This window comes from Niastella koreensis GR20-10 (assembly GCF_000246855.1).
Classification (GTDB): domain Bacteria; phylum Bacteroidota; class Bacteroidia; order Chitinophagales; family Chitinophagaceae; genus Niastella; species Niastella koreensis.
On record NC_016609.1, the window covers coordinates 4,263,242 to 4,278,175 of the forward strand.

The window sequence follows — 14,934 nt, forward strand, 5'->3', positions numbered from 1 at the left end:
TATCAATAAATTGTTATTTTCGGGAATAAGTGACAAAAATCATTTGTAACCTGATACGTAACATGTTATATTTACACTATGATCGCTAGTATTCAGCACAAAGGACTTAAACGCCTTTGGGAACACAACGATGCTACCAAATTGCCGCCCGATCACGTTAATAAAATAAGGAATATTCTAACAATGCTTGACGCTGCTGAAGATATAGCGGATATGAATTTTCCAGGCTCCGGCCTTCATCCCCTTAAAGGTAAATTGGCTGGTCATTGGGCCGTAGCGGTTAACGGTAATTGGCGAATTACCTTTAAGTTTAAAGATGGGAATGCTTATTTGGTTAACTATTTAGATTATCATTAAAAGGATCATTATGTTGAAAAGAGGTATGCCACCAATACACCCAGGCCAGATTTTAAAAGAAATGTATTTAGAGCCTCTTGGTCTAAGTCAAGGGGATGCCGCGGCTAATTTGGGTATTACACGCAAAACATTATCTCAACTCATTAATGAACATCAGGGTATAAGCGCGGAAATGGCTTTGCGTTTAGCGAAAGCATTTAATACAACGCCTGAATTATGGATGAATATGCAGTGGACTTTTGATCTCTGGAATGCAGGAAAAAAAGTGCAACTTACCAAGATAAAAGTCTTTCGTGGTGTTGTAAAATCTCATACAACGAAAACCACAACTATCGAAGTTAAATCAGCAAAGAAAGTTGCAAAGAAAAAGAGCACAATTAGTCATGCCTAGATTTTTTGATTAGCGTTCAAATCCTTTTTCTTTATTTTGTTGGCGGTTACGTTCCAACTGTTCTTTGAGTTGCCGAACTAACCGCTCTCTTTCTGTTTCGATGATTTCCTGTTGCAACTCCTGTTTTTTCTGTTCGACAAGCGTGGCCATCTGCGCTTCTCTTTCTCTCACATGTGACCAGGGATCAACAGTTTTAGCGGTTTGCCTTTCTCTCACTTGCAAAATGGCTTCTTTTTCTGTCGGCAAGGTTTCGCGTTGCAAACGTTCTCTTACTTCTTTTGTTTTCGTTCCTTTTAGTTGGCGGATCAAATCAAAACTTCGGCCCGTGTCATCCACCACCATAAACGGACGACGAAGCTGACCTTTTGCTACAACATAGCCTTTCTGAAACGCTTCTTTCACAAACTCTGCCCCAGTCTTTGTCTTTTGCCAAACTTCAGTAAGCGTTCGTTGGATTTCCGGTTGCCTTTTATTCCGGATTGGTGTCGGTTTCTGTTCAAACTCTTTTTCCATCGTTTTACGCGCTCGATCCTGGGCAAGCCGGGAATAGCTATCGGAAACCATCTTTCCTTTTTCATGGTCGTATCGTTCCCATACGACATGGGCGTGTAATCGGCCTTTCTTTTCATGAAAAACAATGACGCGCTTTTGGCCATTCAGCTTTAATTCCTTCTCCATGATGTCAGCCGCTTTCGACCAATCTTCTGGCTGCATTTTTTTATCCTCGCCATAGGCAGGATTTATCTGGGCGTGGTACAAGCCTTTTTGACTGCGGGTAAGCTCCGAAGTCAGCGACATTTCCAGCAACGATGCTTTTAAGTTGTCAGGCTGAGACGTCCCACGAATATCAAAAACGCGAACGTTATCGTTATCCGCCTGAAGCATCAGGTAATCGGCAAGCTGTGCCCCATTACCACGGGAATTACCCCTGACTACCATTGGTAAGATGTTTTAGAAGGTTCTTGGATAATGTTTGCAACGCATAAAGGGTGGCCGTCATCAACTCACTAGGAACGCTTATCTGTTGATGGGCCGCAAGGTCGGTGTTCAGCGCTTTGGCAATCTGATTGACATTGCTGCCGATCTTGCCTAATTCTGCCAACCCTTTAATGAAGGCTGCGCGTTCTGGCGTTGCTTTGCGCACGACTGGTTTTTTGCCCAAAGCCGCCTTTCGGATAAAGTCACTGACCGAAAGCCCATCATCCGCCGCCTGCCTGACAAGGGCAGCTTCTTCGGCTTCTGTTAGCCGAAGCTCCACGCGTTTCGTGCGGCGGTCTGTATGATGTTTTCGTGGCCTGGGCATAACGGTAACAAGCGCGTTTTTGCTGCAAGAGGGTCAAGGGAGACGGCTCAACACTCTCCATTGCAAGACGGTTTGACGGACAAACTCAACGAGTTTTTGTACGGACAAACCACGTCTTGCGTAGCTCGCGTAGCTCGCTACCAATAAAATTAAGCTGAAGATGTGATTCAAAAATCACGCAAAACCCTTGTTGGGTATACGTTCCGTAAGATTGTAATGATGTGAATTGAAATGGTGTGAAGTGAAAAAAAGTTGTAGAAAAATATTTTTATCGATCTAGGCCTTTGTCTTTATACAATTCTCTATTTTGAGCCATTTGTTCTAAAAGTTCTTTTGTCTTTCTAGCTTTTTCTTCTTCTAAGGAAAGATCGTTTGTGAGTTCTTTTTTGGCTTCCTGCTTTTGTTCAGTTTTTTGCTCTTGTGTCAAATCTCTATCTATTTCTCTTCCTTTGTTCATTTTGGCAAGAAGCTCTTGCACCTTAGCTTCCTTTTCCTCTTTTAAAGTCTCTAAAAATTCTGGTTCGGTCATTTGAACGCTTGGATTTTGTATAGACTCAGTGATCTGCGCTTGTATTTTTTTCTCAAAATCTGTTTCTTTCACTTTATCTTTGTTCATCTTATTAAGTAGCTCATGTACTTTGCGTTCCTTTTCCTGTTCCAGGGTTTCTTTTTTCTCCTCAGCTTTTAGTTCTTCCTTTGCTTTATGCTGCTGTTGTAACTCGATAAGCTTTGATTGGCTAATAGTAATTACATTTTTTCGGTCCTCTTCGGGAGCATGCTCTTGGGCTATTTTCTCAAAAGTTACCCTGTCAATGTGAGGCTGTGCCGTCTCCATTGCTTTTTTCTTATATTCCTCAGTTAACATTTTTTTGTGAGACTCCAAAGATTGGGAGATTTTTTTGCCGTATATCCTATAGTAATCTTTTTGCTTATGTTCAGTGCGAAGCAGTTCTCCTAACTTCTTTTCATACTCATGTTGTAAGTACTGTAATTTTTTACAGGCTATATCGTCTTTAACTTGCCTAATATAAGGCTCGAAAAAATCGCCAGAATATTCCATATTTAACACTTTACATTGTAAATAAAAACTGCTATTATATGAAAACAATGAGGAAATAGTTATGCTCTACTACAAAGATGAATTTACCGATTTTTGTATGAATCATAAAACGGGATTTCTCCGTTATGCAGGATTGGCCCGAAAAGCGATCAGTCATTATTTAGGCAATCGATACAATCCTGAAGAGTTTGATCCCGCAATTGAATTTTTGATCCGTCAATGTATTGCAGGATGGGTAGAGCTAAAAGTGTTTGACAAAGAGCCATATGATTGGCCATCAATTGATAATTTCCTTCGCTATGTCTTAAATGATGATTATCCAGACATTACCTATGACCGAATCATTTTAGATAAAGGCTATAACGGTGTTATGCGTGGCGAACTACCTAAACATCACGCCTAAATATATCCCATTTCCTTCTGCATAAAAAACGGTGTTTTTCACGTTTTTTTATTCGTCAAATTGAACAAACTTCCAGTAAATAAAGTGTTCTGAATACAAAAACAATGTGTAATGGTAAAAAATGATTTTTTACTTCGTGTTCTTCTGTTCGCTGGCCTTTTCTGGATAACGAAGCCGTTTTGCAAATTTTTCGGTTTGTTCATTGGCCTAAACTATGAATACGCCGATTGGATGGGAATAATTGGGGCAATAGCTTTTGCTTATTATGCTCATAGTATTCTGTTTAAGTACATCGAAAAAAGCATTGTCAAATACGGTGAAATGTCAACAACTGTTCGGTGGTTGCTTTATATCTTAGTTGGCCTTGCCATGTTCACTGGCTTTATCGCTCTCTTTAATAATTTTATCTACAGCAATGATCCCCGAAAATTGATGCAGCAATTTTTATCAGGCAGTTGGCTTGAAATGTTAAAAGCATTCGGTCTACTTCTATTAGCTTTTTTCGGGACATTAAACTTAACGCGAGTTCTCGTAAAAAAAATAACAATACAAATAGCCCCCAATTCATCTACTCATAACAATAATACTTTAAATCAAGCAAAACCGACAGGCAATAGCACGCCAGCACAACTTCGCAATAAAAACGACAAGTCTACAATTCATGGATCAGCAGAGTTTTTACCTACTAGTAAATTTAACCAACGTTATAATCAAAGAACTGATAAAGAAATGTATCAGCAGTTTGAGCAAACAGGTGGATACGTTATTCAGCCAAATGTATTTAAATATTTAGAGCATACCCACATGATAACCATTGCAGGTTCTGGTCAAGGCAAGGGTACTACAGCCATCATACCTAACTTGTTAACTAGGCCACAAAATAGTTGGGTTGTTCTTGATGTTAAAGGAGAGAATGCGGCAGTTACGGCCAGATTTCAAAAAGAAACAGGTCAGCACGTTTTTATAATTGATCCATTTAACGTTCAAAGATCCATTGGTGCCACGCATGGCATCCCTTCAAGTGGGTTCAATCCCCTTATTGTCGGTAAATATCTGCCTATCGAAGAAATAAGCGATTTTGCCGCCATGATAGCGGAAATGTTTATTCCCGAAGCAAATAAAAATACTAAAGGTGATGCATTTTGGACGGATTCAGGTCGTAATCTCATTAAAGCCTATATTCTTCACATTCTTACCAATAAGGATATTAAAGATAAGCATTTAGGTTTGCTCTACGAATGGCTCCGTCTCGATATGGAAGGTCAGGTTAGATTGTGGGTTGATATGAGTTATAATGAGTTAACAAAATTTGCTGCAAATGAAATTCAGTCTTTAGCCGTTGGGGGTGAAAAAACCTGGTTAGGCGTCTTGTCAGAAGCCAGACGTGCGACAGCTTTTTTAGAATCGCCTCTTATTAGGAACTCTTTTAAGTCGAATGACTTTGATCCTATGGCTTTGCAAACAAGCAATACAACAGCTTACATCATACTTCCCGAACGCAATTTAAATACACACAAAACCTGGCTGCGCATTGTATTTGGTACCATCTTGAGGCTGTGTAACTTCACAGCAAAAACGAGAGTGAATTTCTTAATGGACGAATTTCCAATTCTTGATCGAATGGACGATTTTTTAAGAGCGGCTGCATTTGGTCGTGGCCAAAAAATATCTTGCTGGTTTTTTGCCCAAAGCCTTTCCCAATTAAAAGATATTTACGGCGAAGAAGGTTTAAATACGCTTTTGGCAAACTCTACACTACGCCAGTTCTTTGGAATGAATGATAGCTACACACAAGAATACGTATCAAAGTTACTAGGCGAAACTACGGAATGGACCAGTACAACCACAGAGGGCAATTCATCAGGTACGAATTCAAATTCAAGTATGACAGGAATACTTGGTCTTTCACCTGGATCATCTGGATCAGGAACAAGCCAAGGATATAGCACTGGCCAAACAGAGCAATTAATCAAGCGCCCTCTAATGACACCCGAAGAAGTTGGCAAATTAAGAAAGCAGTTCATTTTAATGGTAAATGGCGACAAGTTTTTAATCGATAAATATCCTTATTATCACCCCAATGTCTATTCTGGGCGATATGATCCTAATCCCTATGTTCAATAAATTTATTGGTTAACTGGTCGGCCTCAAGATGCCTAAGCTGTGCTTAGGGAAGATGTCTGATGGAATTAAGAGGTCTCATGGAGAATATCCCAAGTATGAGCACCCCTATTCCAATGCTTTCGCTTAAACTGTTCCATTGCTGTCTGGAACTGTGCAAGTATTAAAACTGCATCGCTATTTGTAGGGGGTTTTTCTTCATCCAGTAAATCCAGAAATTCATTTGTAGGGTCATTAGCCAAAAGTGCCTTAATTTTTGTAAGTACCCGATTGACCATTTTAACCTTTGTTTCGTTCAACACTCCGTCTTGCTTCTTTTTTGAAAGCTCTTTAATTTCAATGAACAATGAGTCAAGGATGGGTTCAAGCATTTCGTATTGCAGAACCTCTTCTTGTCGTATTTTCGATTTGTTTACTTGTTTGCTCATTTCAGTTGTATTTTTTTCGGGGGTGCAGTTCTTATTTTAGTTAATCCTTCTTCTCCCTTCCAATACCATCCTCCAATTCCAGCAGAAATATTATCTGCTCGTAATTTTTCAAGACAACTTAAATATTGACCTAAAATCATTGTTACATCGCTATTCGTCGGTACATCATCTTCGTTAAATGCCTCAAAATCGTGAAAAGGTTTATAGTCATCACCTAAAATTTTATTGGCTATGGATATTGAACTATTAACAAATTTCAATTTAAATTTATTAAGCGCATCATTATTAGATTTTTTTGCCAGTGCGCTAATTTCCTCGTGCAGACTTTCTAATTGCACTTGTATTTTTTCAAATTCGCTGATTTCATCTTCTGTCATCATATTTCCTTTTTAAGATGGGAGTAGTCTAGTAAATTCAACAAACTTGCCTTTTACTATTTCAATAGGAAGTCTTTGTTTGCTATCAAAAACCTCCGTCATTAGTTGTAGATCAGTATCGTCCATAATAATTATACATTTTCTATGGGCTGACCATAAATCTATAGTATTTTTGATAACTTTTCTTGGTGGCCTTTTTCTTGTAAATATAACACCAAACCTCCCGAAGTTTTCAGTCAAATACCTACTTAATTGATTTATGTGTTCAGTTTCTACCTCTTCAACGTTTTTAAGCTCAAAGACTAGTTGCCGACTATCATACTTATCATATAAAAGAGTTGTGAACTCGTGAGACTTATTATTATAAAAAATTAGGTCGCGAATATGAACCCCACTATCAGTCCTACTTTGCTCTTTAGCAAAATCTAAATGTGGATACAACATTGACGCCAAAAGCTGAACCATTAAATCTTCATATTTCTTATCTGCATTATCTTTCTTTCCGGTAGGCAAGTTTAAAATAGATGAAGTCTTTCTCTTGGCTGATAAAACTGGAATTTGAGTAAAGAGTGGATCGTATTTACAATTGGAAATATCTCGTTCTTTGTTAGAAGTGTACGCTAAAACTTGTCCATAGTTCTGTCTGTTATAATCAAGTATTTTTGATCTTGTAAGCCTATTTGCTTCAACCTTTTCTATATCTTTAATATAGTAATTGTCAAAATAATCATCATAGTTTATCCAAGGTACATATCTCAACCATCGTTTAGGTGTAAATATTATTGGAGCTTTGTTTTCAGGATTAACTGGCAAATAAACGCTTTCAGAAACAATCTTTTGCTTCTTATAATCATATACCTGTATATCTACTTTTTCGATCGGAATCTTAAATTTCTCGCTTTGTTGTATTGTAAAATCAATCAGAAATGACTTTATTAGAGAACTTGTAATATCACTTATTCTATCTTTTGAAATTCCATCAATAAGCAATTGTATTTCTTCAAAGTGACTAAATCCATGAGCTTTTATCTGTGGTATATTTTTGAATGTATTTAGTATTTCATTGGCAATTTTCTCGCCAACTTTCTTACCTACCCTCGTGCCAGAGTTGCCTAAACCAACTTCTTTGCATTCAGTCAACTCAATAAGCATTTTTACTGCTTCTGGTTCATTGCCTTTTAAGAATAGACCTCCCAAGTGATTGAATGATGAAATAACAGAAGTGTGTAATGCATTATCCTGCATAGCAGGACTCTTCCATAACAAAAACGGGTCAACATATAGAGGAATATCTTCATCCAAAAATGGAATGGCAAAATCAATCTCTTCTTGGAGAAGAGGAATATTATAATAATCGTTTAAACGTGGGCGAATGATGGTCATTGTAGCTATGGGTTACTGGCAATTTCGAATATATAACATTTTAATATGATTCACTAATCATATTAAAATGTTACGCTCCATCGTAAATTAAAAGATGAAGGCCATCTTTATATTCTTCGCCGATGGTTGAGAACCCGAACTTTTTTTAAAATGTGGATCATCTCAGGTTTTTTAGTAGTAGCAAAAATATTTTCCTTAGCGACTTTAGGCATCAAGTGAGAAAGAAGATTTTGGCATAGTTTATTACCTTCATATTCTTTTCGCGTAACAATATAACCAAGCTCCAATCGATACATATTTAAAAGCTTGTCAACCTTTGCATCGGTAAATACACCCTCTCTATAACTATTGACTGGGTTTTTGATTGTTGCTGTACATGCAATAACATCCTGGTCAAAGGTTATGCTAATCAGTGCCGCTCTTGGAATGCCTCTTTCGACAAAATGTCTATCAACTTGTGACCCGGATGCAATGAAATCGATTAATTGGGTTTTTAATCCGGCAGGTATGTTTTTGGGTTGTTCTATAGATGTTTTCATGATGTATGGCCTGCCTAAATCTAATAAATATTATCCGATTTCACCAAATGTTGGAAAAATATGATTTCAGTTGAATTTGGTCTCTTAAATAGCATATAGAAGCCTTTACCCAACTAATATGGAGATTTAAACGATGCTTTTAACTCCTTCAGAAATTTACCAGCTTACAGGAAAGAAAAGACGCCCTGCCCAGGTTAAAGTTTTAAGGTTTATGGGAATAGAGCATCGGGTACGTCCTGACGCTTCTCTGATCATTTCTCGTGATCATGTGAGGAAATTACTTGACGGTGATTCCGTAAATATGAGATTCTCTAAGAGAATTGAGCCCAATTGGAGTGCTATGGATGCCAAGACCTCGAAAGGCCGTTAATCAAGGTTTGCCTGCTCGCTGGACTTTTCAGCATGGCGCTTATTACTATCAAGTCCCACCTGGATCAGAATTTCTTTGGGATGAAAAAAAATATTTTCGGCTGGGTGATACTTTGCCTGCTGCTTATAAAGTTTGGTCTGAAAGATTAGGTTCATCTGATAAGGTAAATAATATAGGGCAATTATTGGACAAATATGCATTAGAGATAATTCCACAAAAGGCTGTAGCTTCTCACAATCGAGAAAACAGGGACGTAAAGCAGTTAAAATTGGTGTTTGGATCAATGAGACTCACCGCACTACAGCCAAGCCATATCTATAGCTATGTTGAAAGACGTAGTAAAAAAATGATCAACGAAAACGGAAAAGCCATTGGTGGCCTGTCTGCGGCAAAGCATGAAGTAAATACTTTGTCTCACGCATTTTCAAAAGCTGTTGAATGGGGAATAATCGCACGCCATCCTTTCAAAGGGCAAACACGTATTAAAAATGCGCCCCCTCGTACAAGATATATTGAAGATTGGGAAATCATTGAATGCCTATCTTTAAAAAACGCTCGAAAAAAAGGAAGCATTAAAGCAATCCAAGCATATATCCGTATAAAGTTACTTACGGGCCTTTCTCAAAGTGATTTATTGAGACTTCAACCTGCACGTCATATCAAAGATGACGGGGTACACTCTATGCGCCATAAGACGGAAAATAGGATAGGCAAACAAACTATTTATGAGTGGACGCCGGAATTACGTACTGCTGTGAAAGATGCTCTTGAAGCTCGCCCAGTAAACATTGCTCCCTTTTTGTTCTGCAACAAACTTGGGAAATGTTATATCGACGAGGAAACAGGTGATCTATCAGGATGGAACTCGATGTGGCAACGTTTCATGGAACGTGTCTTGTCTGAAACAAAAGTTGAAGAACGTTTCACTGAACACGATCTACGTGCGAAGTGCGCAAGCGATGCCCTTTCACTTGAACATGCAAGAGCATTGTTGTCACATGTTGATACTCGCACGACAAATAAAATCTACCGCCGTAAACCTGAACGTGTACGACCAATTCGTTGAATTGAATAATACAGTTGCACTTTTATAATACAGATTACCATATCATATGTATCTAACTGATTGAAAAATGGTGGCTCGGGCGTGATTTGAACACGCGACCAAGGGATTATGATACGCCAAGCCTATTATCATTTTTTTCTTATTTATCAATAATTAAACTACCCTCATTTGTATTATAAACTCTATCAAACAAAAAAGTTAAGCAACTGAATTAATTCAAACTTCATTGTAGCAATAATACAGTTTTGGGGCACATTGAATGATCCGTATGATCCAATGCCAATCGGCTGAGCAAGCTAAGGACTATCATAAAGATGAACTTTCTCAGTCGGACTATTACACCAGTGACCAGGAATTAAGGGGTTCCTTTCATGGAAAAATAGCCATGCGATTGGGTGTTTCAGGTAACGCCACCAAAGAGGCTTTTAATAGTCTTTCTGACAATCTGCATCCCCTTACTGGATCACCTCTGACGCCCCGCAACGTCGGCAATCGTATTGTAGGATACGATATCAATTTTCATTGCCCCAAATCGGTTTCTGTACTGCATGTCCTGTCTAAAGACGATCACATTTTGCAGGCTTTCCAACAAAGCGTTCATGATACAATGTTGGACATTGAAGCCGATGGGAAAACCCGAGTTCGTAAAAACGGCAAGGATGAAAATCGCCAAACCAGGGAATTGATTTGGGCTGAGTTTATCCATCAGACCGCGCGCCCTACAAGGGATGCACAACCCGACCCGCATCTACATTGCCATTGCTTCACCTTCAATGTCACTTGGGATAAATTGGAAAAGCAGTACAAGGCCGGGCAATTCCGAGATATCAAACGCGATATGCCGTATTATCAGGCCCGGTTTCATAAGCGGCTGGCTGATAATCTTATCGCTTGGGGCTATCGGATACGACGTACAAAAACTTCCTTTGAGATAGTCGGCGTTCCCGATGCCGTTATTACCCTGCTCTCTAAACGTACTAACGAAATCGGGCAAATCGCCAAAGAAAAAGGTATTACCAATGCCAAGGCATTAGACCAGTTAGGGGTCAAAACGCGGGTGAAAAAGAAAAAGGGTTTGAAGATGGCTGACCTTAAAAAAGATTGGCGACGACAAATCCTTGCATTAGGCATGTCCGATGGCAAACAAGGTGGTGGAAATCCCATTCGCTATGCCCCGGACACACCGCCTACTATTGTGCCTAGTGAATGCGTTGATCACGCCTTAAAGCACCGTTTTGAGCGGGCCTCTGTTATTCATGATCGCCGTATCCTTGAAACGGCTTATCGCCATGCCCTCGGTTATTCCGGCGCAACGGTCGGCCAAATTACCAATGCTTTCAGAAATAATAAGGAGCTTATTTCCGTGAAGGAAGGTTGCCGCCTGCTTTGTACGACAAAAGAGATATTGGCCCAAGAACAGCGTATGGTCGGCCTTGCCAGGACGGGTAAAGGACGGTTTACCCCTCTCTATAATTCGTCGCCTGCTCTTACTCTTCAGGGCGAACAAGCCGATGCGGTAATCCATGTGCTGACAACCTCGGATCAGATATCAATTATCCGAGGCCGCGCTGGTACAGGTAAAACTATGCTTATGAAGGAAGCTGTTGCCAAAATCGAAGCGGCAGGCAAGAAAGTGTTTGTTGTAGCCCCTACAGCGCAGGCTTCGAGGAGTGTTCTAAAGGATGAAGGCTTTGCCGATGCCGAAACGGTCGCAAAACTTCTTTGTGATCCTACTTTGCAACAACGCCTGAGCGGTCAAGTCTTATGGGTAGATGAAGCGGGATTATTGGGAACAAAAGACATGACTGCTTTGCTGGAACTGGTATCCAAACACAAAGCTCGTCTTATCCTCAGCGGCGATACACGACAACATGCCAGCGTTGTACGGGGAGATGCGTTGCGCATTCTCAACAAAGTGGCGGGGATCATACCCGCTGAGGTAAACAAGATTTATCGTCAACGGGATACTAACTATCGCCAGTCAGTAGATGACTTATCGCAAGGTAATATTAAGACTGCTTTTGCGGGATTTGATCGTATGGGTGCTATTAAGACTACCAATCCTGGTTATATCGGACTGGTCAGTGATTACATGGCCGCTCTCAATAAAGGCAAAACAGTACTCGCCATATCGCCGACTCATGCACAAGGCGAAGCCGTTACTTCAGCTATCCGCTCTGCTTTACGCAAAGCAGGGAAATTAGACAAAAAGGAAATTACTCTTTCCAGGCTGGTTAGCCTCAATCTGACGGACGCAGAAAAAGCTGATTGTCGCTCATATCAACAAGGACAAGTAGTTCGGTTTAATCAAAACCGTCCTGGTATTGTTCGTGGTTCGGCCTGGTTAGTTAGCGAAGTTTCGTTTCAAGGAGTACACATTAAAAATGTAAATAAAGAAACGTTGTTCCTGCCAATGGACAAAACTCAAGATTTTGACGTGTATCATAAGGCTGACATCAATCTGTCTAAAGGAGATGCGATAACTATTACGCGCAATGGTTTCGACGAAAAGAATAACCGACTAAACAACGGGCAAATTTTGGAAGTCGTTGGCTTTGCGAAAGGAAGAATTTTAGCTCGCAACCCAATTAGTAAGACTAAATACGTCTTACAGGATGACTTCGGGCACTTGGCCCATGCTTATTGCGTCACGTCTCATGCCTCTCAAGGCAAAACCGTGGATGAAGTCTTTATTGCTCAGCCTGCGGCCACCTTCCTGGCTACTGATATGAAGCAATTCTATGTATCGGTTTCAAGGGCACGTGACCAAGTACATATTTATACGGATGATAAAGAAGCCCTGCTCGATCATGTTTCTTCGTCGGGCGATCGGCAAAGCGCCACTGAACTTGTAAGCCCCATACAGTCTATTGCCAGAAAACGACGCAATCAATCTGTTATCATTAAACCAATCGTTACGTCCGTTCCTCAACAATTTGTAAGGTTACATGCTCCAAAGCTCTCTATTCAATGACAAAATAAAGAAATTGAAAGATGGTGATCCCACAATCCAAAGGCCACAGCAAAACACTTTTTATGAACCGGATATTTCAGCAAGGAAACTATGTTTGGTTTGGGAATCAGGCAGGGAATTGCAATTATATTATCGGGATTTGGTCGATGTCGATTTCGATCCCGACAAAGATTCTACCTCATTGATACTGCAATTTTTAAATAAGAAAGTAATTTTAAAAGGGCAAGACTTGTATCAGCTTATTATTTTATTTCGTGCTGATGAACCATGTCTTATAGTTGTATCCAACAAGCGGTACATAGTATTAAGTCAACAGCAACAATTTGTTGTAACAGATGTAATTATTGAATGATAATTGGCGTTAACAAAATTATTAACCAATAGAAGTCTACTTCTATTGACGCCTTTTAGTGACACCCAATGTCAGCAACGTCAAACCTGTCGAAATTAACGATGCTCCTCCGCCTGTCTTTTGTGTGACTGACATGTTTTCCAAACCATCTGCAAAATATTTTTGCACTGGAGAATATCCTTTATTCTTTTCTTGCGGTGATGTTATTAGGTTTCTTTGAGTATGAAATTGGTATATGCCCGCAGTGGCAAAGAATAAGCCTGTTGTTAATGCCAAGCAACCAGTCACGGTCAGCGAGTTTTTAAGAAAGGTTTGATATACATTAGATCGCATATACCCAAACAATGTCCCATGTTACTTTAATTGATTAAAATCAAGCTTTGCTCAATATGACATAATTAAATAAAAATTACAATAGGTAATTACGTATTTTAGATACAGTATGGAGAATAATTCAAAAAAAATATTAACTTTTACTACAATTGTTGCCCTGATCGGACTTTATTCAGGGCTTATTGCAATAGCAAATTTCCATTGTCACAAAACCTTTTATGGTGATTATTTTAATACTTCTAAAAAAGACAGCCTTGTAAAGCAGAAGAATCCCGACACATCTACAATGAGAACGGTTGTAAATACAACTACTTCCAATTCTATTACAGACACTTTAAACAAAAAAGAGAATATACTCAGAACAGAAGAGAATATATCAACCAAAAAGACACAAAAGGACACTGTTGATTATGAATTGTTTGACATTTCGCCAAGGTCAAATAACCAAGCAAATTCAGATGACGAAATCAACGTACAAATGTCGGAACCGCCTCCTTCTAAAGGCTTAGGCAAACTAGTTTTACGATCTTACTGCAACCATTGTTCTGGCACTTACGCAAATCTACGCATACTTCTTGAGGATAGCACAGAGAATGAAAATTCATCTATAGTCGCCAATTATGATAGCCTAAATAAAAGATATTCCACTTTCGTAAAAGATTTACTTCCTGGAAAGTATTTGATCGAACTTAACTATCATTTATTGGGAAAGGATTTTTTTAATATCAATATTATAGAAGGAAAAACGGCATTATATAGGTTTAAAAAAATAAATCCATATGGTGAGAATAATAGTCAGATTGTCTTCTTTTCAAAAAACGCAACACGGAAATGGAATATAACAATTGATAAAAGACCCGAGCAAACAATTACTATCTATAAAAACAAAGGAACAAGCATTATTGTATCATCAGGATGGCATGAATACAAAATAGGAAATCCTGAACAAAACGATTTGGATTTGAATAGTGAAAAGTTGAGCCTTTACTTACAAAAGGGTGAAAGGAAAGCGATTTATATAGATTAACACAACTAATACTATCATTGAAAAATAAAAAAGCGCCTTTCCGAGGCGCTTTTTTTAAAGGATAATTTTATTTCGGTTCCATAAAGTCCATCCAAGGTTTGGGAAGCTCGATACTATTAGATTTTGCAATTTCAGTAATGAACTCTATATCTTCATGATGGTATTCAGTCGGATCATTTTCTAACAATTCTTCTAAAAAACCTTCATGACCCTCATAAGGAGTGGTATAGAAGCTTTCCAAGTTGCCACCATTCATCATAGCAACCTGATATTCATCATTGGTCAAAAAAACATTCCCACTATTTCGGTTGAATGCGGCTCGCACTCCTTCTGTATAGAAATCATTCGGCAAACCATTCTCAACCCAAGCATTGAGAATTTGGCTAAGCATCTTAATTTCACGAAAGCCAAAATCTGCGAGGTTTTCAGTATAATAATTTTTCGTCATTA

The 14,934-nt window shown here is 39.0% G+C and carries 17 protein-coding genes; 9 read left to right on the forward strand and 8 right to left on the reverse strand.

The window, feature by feature from the left end:
- Window positions 1-78 precede the first annotated feature (78 nt).
- Together NIAKO_RS16660 and NIAKO_RS16665 are read left to right on the forward strand one after the other, a co-directional pair.
- On the forward strand, window positions 79-357 hold the full coding sequence (locus NIAKO_RS16660) for a type II toxin-antitoxin system RelE/ParE family toxin (protein ID WP_014219608.1): 279 nt from the start codon (window positions 79-81) through the stop codon (window positions 355-357).
- Between the two features lie 10 nt (window positions 358-367).
- Window positions 368-748, forward strand: coding sequence for a HigA family addiction module antitoxin (locus NIAKO_RS16665; RefSeq protein ID WP_014219609.1), 381 nt, complete (start codon window positions 368-370; stop codon window positions 746-748).
- A 9-nt stretch (window positions 749-757) separates the two neighbouring features.
- Here the strand turns inward: NIAKO_RS16665 and NIAKO_RS16670 are convergent, their stop codons facing one another.
- From NIAKO_RS16670 to NIAKO_RS16685, 3 genes are all read right to left on the reverse strand, one after another.
- On the reverse strand, window positions 758-1,687 hold the full coding sequence (locus NIAKO_RS16670; protein ID WP_014219610.1) for a relaxase/mobilization nuclease domain-containing protein: 930 nt from the start codon (window positions 1,685-1,687) through the stop codon (window positions 758-760).
- Complete coding sequence (locus NIAKO_RS16680; protein ID WP_014219611.1) at window positions 1,671-2,051, reverse strand: plasmid mobilization protein; 381 nt, start codon at window positions 2,049-2,051, stop codon at window positions 1,671-1,673. The genes NIAKO_RS16670 and NIAKO_RS16680 overlap by 17 nt, the downstream gene beginning before the upstream one ends.
- Before the next feature lie 268 nt (window positions 2,052-2,319).
- Complete coding sequence (locus NIAKO_RS16685) at window positions 2,320-3,111, reverse strand: hypothetical protein (RefSeq protein ID WP_014219612.1); 792 nt, start codon at window positions 3,109-3,111, stop codon at window positions 2,320-2,322.
- A 61-nt stretch (window positions 3,112-3,172) separates the two neighbouring features.
- Here NIAKO_RS16685 and NIAKO_RS16690 point away from each other — a divergent pair, with 61 nt between their 5' ends.
- Both NIAKO_RS16690 and NIAKO_RS16695 read left to right on the forward strand, forming a co-directional pair.
- Entirely contained in the window at window positions 3,173-3,514 is a 342-nt protein-coding gene (locus tag NIAKO_RS16690; RefSeq protein ID WP_014219613.1) for a hypothetical protein, read from the forward strand.
- A gap of 111 nt (window positions 3,515-3,625) precedes the next feature.
- The gene (locus tag NIAKO_RS16695) at window positions 3,626-5,638 is read left to right on the forward strand and encodes a type IV secretory system conjugative DNA transfer family protein (RefSeq protein WP_014219614.1); all 2,013 of its coding nucleotides are present in this window, start codon (window positions 3,626-3,628) and stop codon (window positions 5,636-5,638) included.
- Window positions 5,639-5,703: 65 nt separating this feature from the next.
- Here the strand turns inward: NIAKO_RS16695 and NIAKO_RS16700 are convergent, their stop codons facing one another.
- The 4 genes from NIAKO_RS16700 to NIAKO_RS16715 all read right to left on the reverse strand — a co-directional run bounded on the left by NIAKO_RS16700 (window position 5,704) and on the right by NIAKO_RS16715 (window position 8,362).
- Complete coding sequence (locus NIAKO_RS16700; protein WP_014219615.1) at window positions 5,704-6,063, reverse strand: hypothetical protein; 360 nt, start codon at window positions 6,061-6,063, stop codon at window positions 5,704-5,706.
- Entirely contained in the window at window positions 6,060-6,443 is a 384-nt protein-coding gene (locus NIAKO_RS16705; protein WP_014219616.1) for a hypothetical protein, read from the reverse strand. Before NIAKO_RS16705 ends, NIAKO_RS16700 begins: the two co-directional genes overlap by 4 nt.
- Before the next feature lie 9 nt (window positions 6,444-6,452).
- A complete protein-coding gene (locus tag NIAKO_RS16710) occupies window positions 6,453-7,823 on the reverse strand; it encodes a hypothetical protein (RefSeq protein ID WP_014219617.1) in 1,371 nt (456 codons plus the stop codon).
- 107 nt (window positions 7,824-7,930) lie between these two features.
- The gene (locus NIAKO_RS16715; RefSeq protein ID WP_014219618.1) at window positions 7,931-8,362 is read right to left on the reverse strand and encodes a hypothetical protein; all 432 of its coding nucleotides are present in this window, start codon (window positions 8,360-8,362) and stop codon (window positions 7,931-7,933) included.
- Between the two features lie 133 nt (window positions 8,363-8,495).
- On the opposite strand from NIAKO_RS16715, the gene NIAKO_RS16720 reads away from it, so the two are divergent.
- From NIAKO_RS16720 to NIAKO_RS16745, 5 genes are all read left to right on the forward strand, one after another.
- Entirely contained in the window at window positions 8,496-8,732 is a 237-nt protein-coding gene (locus NIAKO_RS16720; protein WP_014219619.1) for a DUF4224 domain-containing protein, read from the forward strand.
- On the forward strand, window positions 8,707-9,798 hold the full coding sequence (locus NIAKO_RS16725; RefSeq protein ID WP_014219620.1) for a site-specific integrase: 1,092 nt from the start codon (window positions 8,707-8,709) through the stop codon (window positions 9,796-9,798). Before NIAKO_RS16720 ends, NIAKO_RS16725 begins: the two co-directional genes overlap by 26 nt.
- 268 nt (window positions 9,799-10,066) lie before the next feature.
- Window positions 10,067-12,772: a MobF family relaxase gene (gene mobF, locus NIAKO_RS16730; RefSeq protein WP_242675508.1), complete on the forward strand. Its 2,706-nt coding sequence runs from the start codon at window positions 10,067-10,069 to the stop codon at window positions 12,770-12,772.
- A 13-nt stretch (window positions 12,773-12,785) separates the two neighbouring features.
- Window positions 12,786-13,124 (forward strand): hypothetical protein, encoded by a 339-nt coding sequence (locus NIAKO_RS16735; RefSeq protein WP_133055341.1) that lies wholly within the window; start codon window positions 12,786-12,788, stop codon window positions 13,122-13,124.
- A gap of 442 nt (window positions 13,125-13,566) precedes the next feature.
- Complete coding sequence (locus tag NIAKO_RS16745) at window positions 13,567-14,484, forward strand: hypothetical protein (protein ID WP_014219623.1); 918 nt, start codon at window positions 13,567-13,569, stop codon at window positions 14,482-14,484.
- 67 nt (window positions 14,485-14,551) lie between these two features.
- Here the strand turns inward: NIAKO_RS16745 and NIAKO_RS16750 are convergent, their stop codons facing one another.
- Window positions 14,552-14,932 carry a hypothetical protein gene (locus NIAKO_RS16750; protein WP_014219624.1) on the reverse strand — a complete coding sequence of 127 codons (381 nt, stop codon included), beginning with the start codon at window positions 14,930-14,932 and terminating at the stop codon, window positions 14,552-14,554.
- Window positions 14,933-14,934 lie beyond the last annotated feature (2 nt).

Excerpts from the sequence above, each read along its gene's own strand:
- NIAKO_RS16660 (WP_014219608.1), top strand. The coding sequence starts at position 79 with ATGATCGCTAGTATTCAGCACAAAGGACTTAAACGCCTTTGGGAACAC.
- NIAKO_RS16665 (WP_014219609.1), top strand. The coding sequence starts at position 368 with ATGTTGAAAAGAGGTATGCCACCAATACACCCAGGCCAGATTTTAAAA.
- NIAKO_RS16670 (WP_014219610.1), bottom strand. The coding sequence starts at position 1,687 with ATGGTAGTCAGGGGTAATTCCCGTGGTAATGGGGCACAGCTTGCCGAT.
- NIAKO_RS16680 (WP_014219611.1), bottom strand. The coding sequence starts at position 2,051 with ATGCCCAGGCCACGAAAACATCATACAGACCGCCGCACGAAACGCGTG.
- NIAKO_RS16685 (WP_014219612.1), bottom strand. The coding sequence starts at position 3,111 with ATGGAATATTCTGGCGATTTTTTCGAGCCTTATATTAGGCAAGTTAAA.
- NIAKO_RS16690 (WP_014219613.1), top strand. The coding sequence starts at position 3,173 with ATGCTCTACTACAAAGATGAATTTACCGATTTTTGTATGAATCATAAA.
- NIAKO_RS16695 (WP_014219614.1), top strand. The coding sequence starts at position 3,626 with ATGGTAAAAAATGATTTTTTACTTCGTGTTCTTCTGTTCGCTGGCCTT.
- NIAKO_RS16700 (WP_014219615.1), bottom strand. The coding sequence starts at position 6,063 with ATGAGCAAACAAGTAAACAAATCGAAAATACGACAAGAAGAGGTTCTG.
- NIAKO_RS16705 (WP_014219616.1), bottom strand. The coding sequence starts at position 6,443 with ATGATGACAGAAGATGAAATCAGCGAATTTGAAAAAATACAAGTGCAA.
- NIAKO_RS16710 (WP_014219617.1), bottom strand. The coding sequence starts at position 7,823 with ATGACCATCATTCGCCCACGTTTAAACGATTATTATAATATTCCTCTT.
- NIAKO_RS16715 (WP_014219618.1), bottom strand. The coding sequence starts at position 8,362 with ATGAAAACATCTATAGAACAACCCAAAAACATACCTGCCGGATTAAAA.
- NIAKO_RS16720 (WP_014219619.1), top strand. The coding sequence starts at position 8,496 with ATGCTTTTAACTCCTTCAGAAATTTACCAGCTTACAGGAAAGAAAAGA.
- NIAKO_RS16725 (WP_014219620.1), top strand. The coding sequence starts at position 8,707 with ATGCCAAGACCTCGAAAGGCCGTTAATCAAGGTTTGCCTGCTCGCTGG.
- mobF (WP_242675508.1), top strand. The coding sequence starts at position 10,067 with ATGATCCAATGCCAATCGGCTGAGCAAGCTAAGGACTATCATAAAGAT.
- NIAKO_RS16745 (WP_014219623.1), top strand. The coding sequence starts at position 13,567 with ATGGAGAATAATTCAAAAAAAATATTAACTTTTACTACAATTGTTGCC.
- NIAKO_RS16750 (WP_014219624.1), bottom strand. The coding sequence starts at position 14,932 with ATGACGAAAAATTATTATACTGAAAACCTCGCAGATTTTGGCTTTCGT.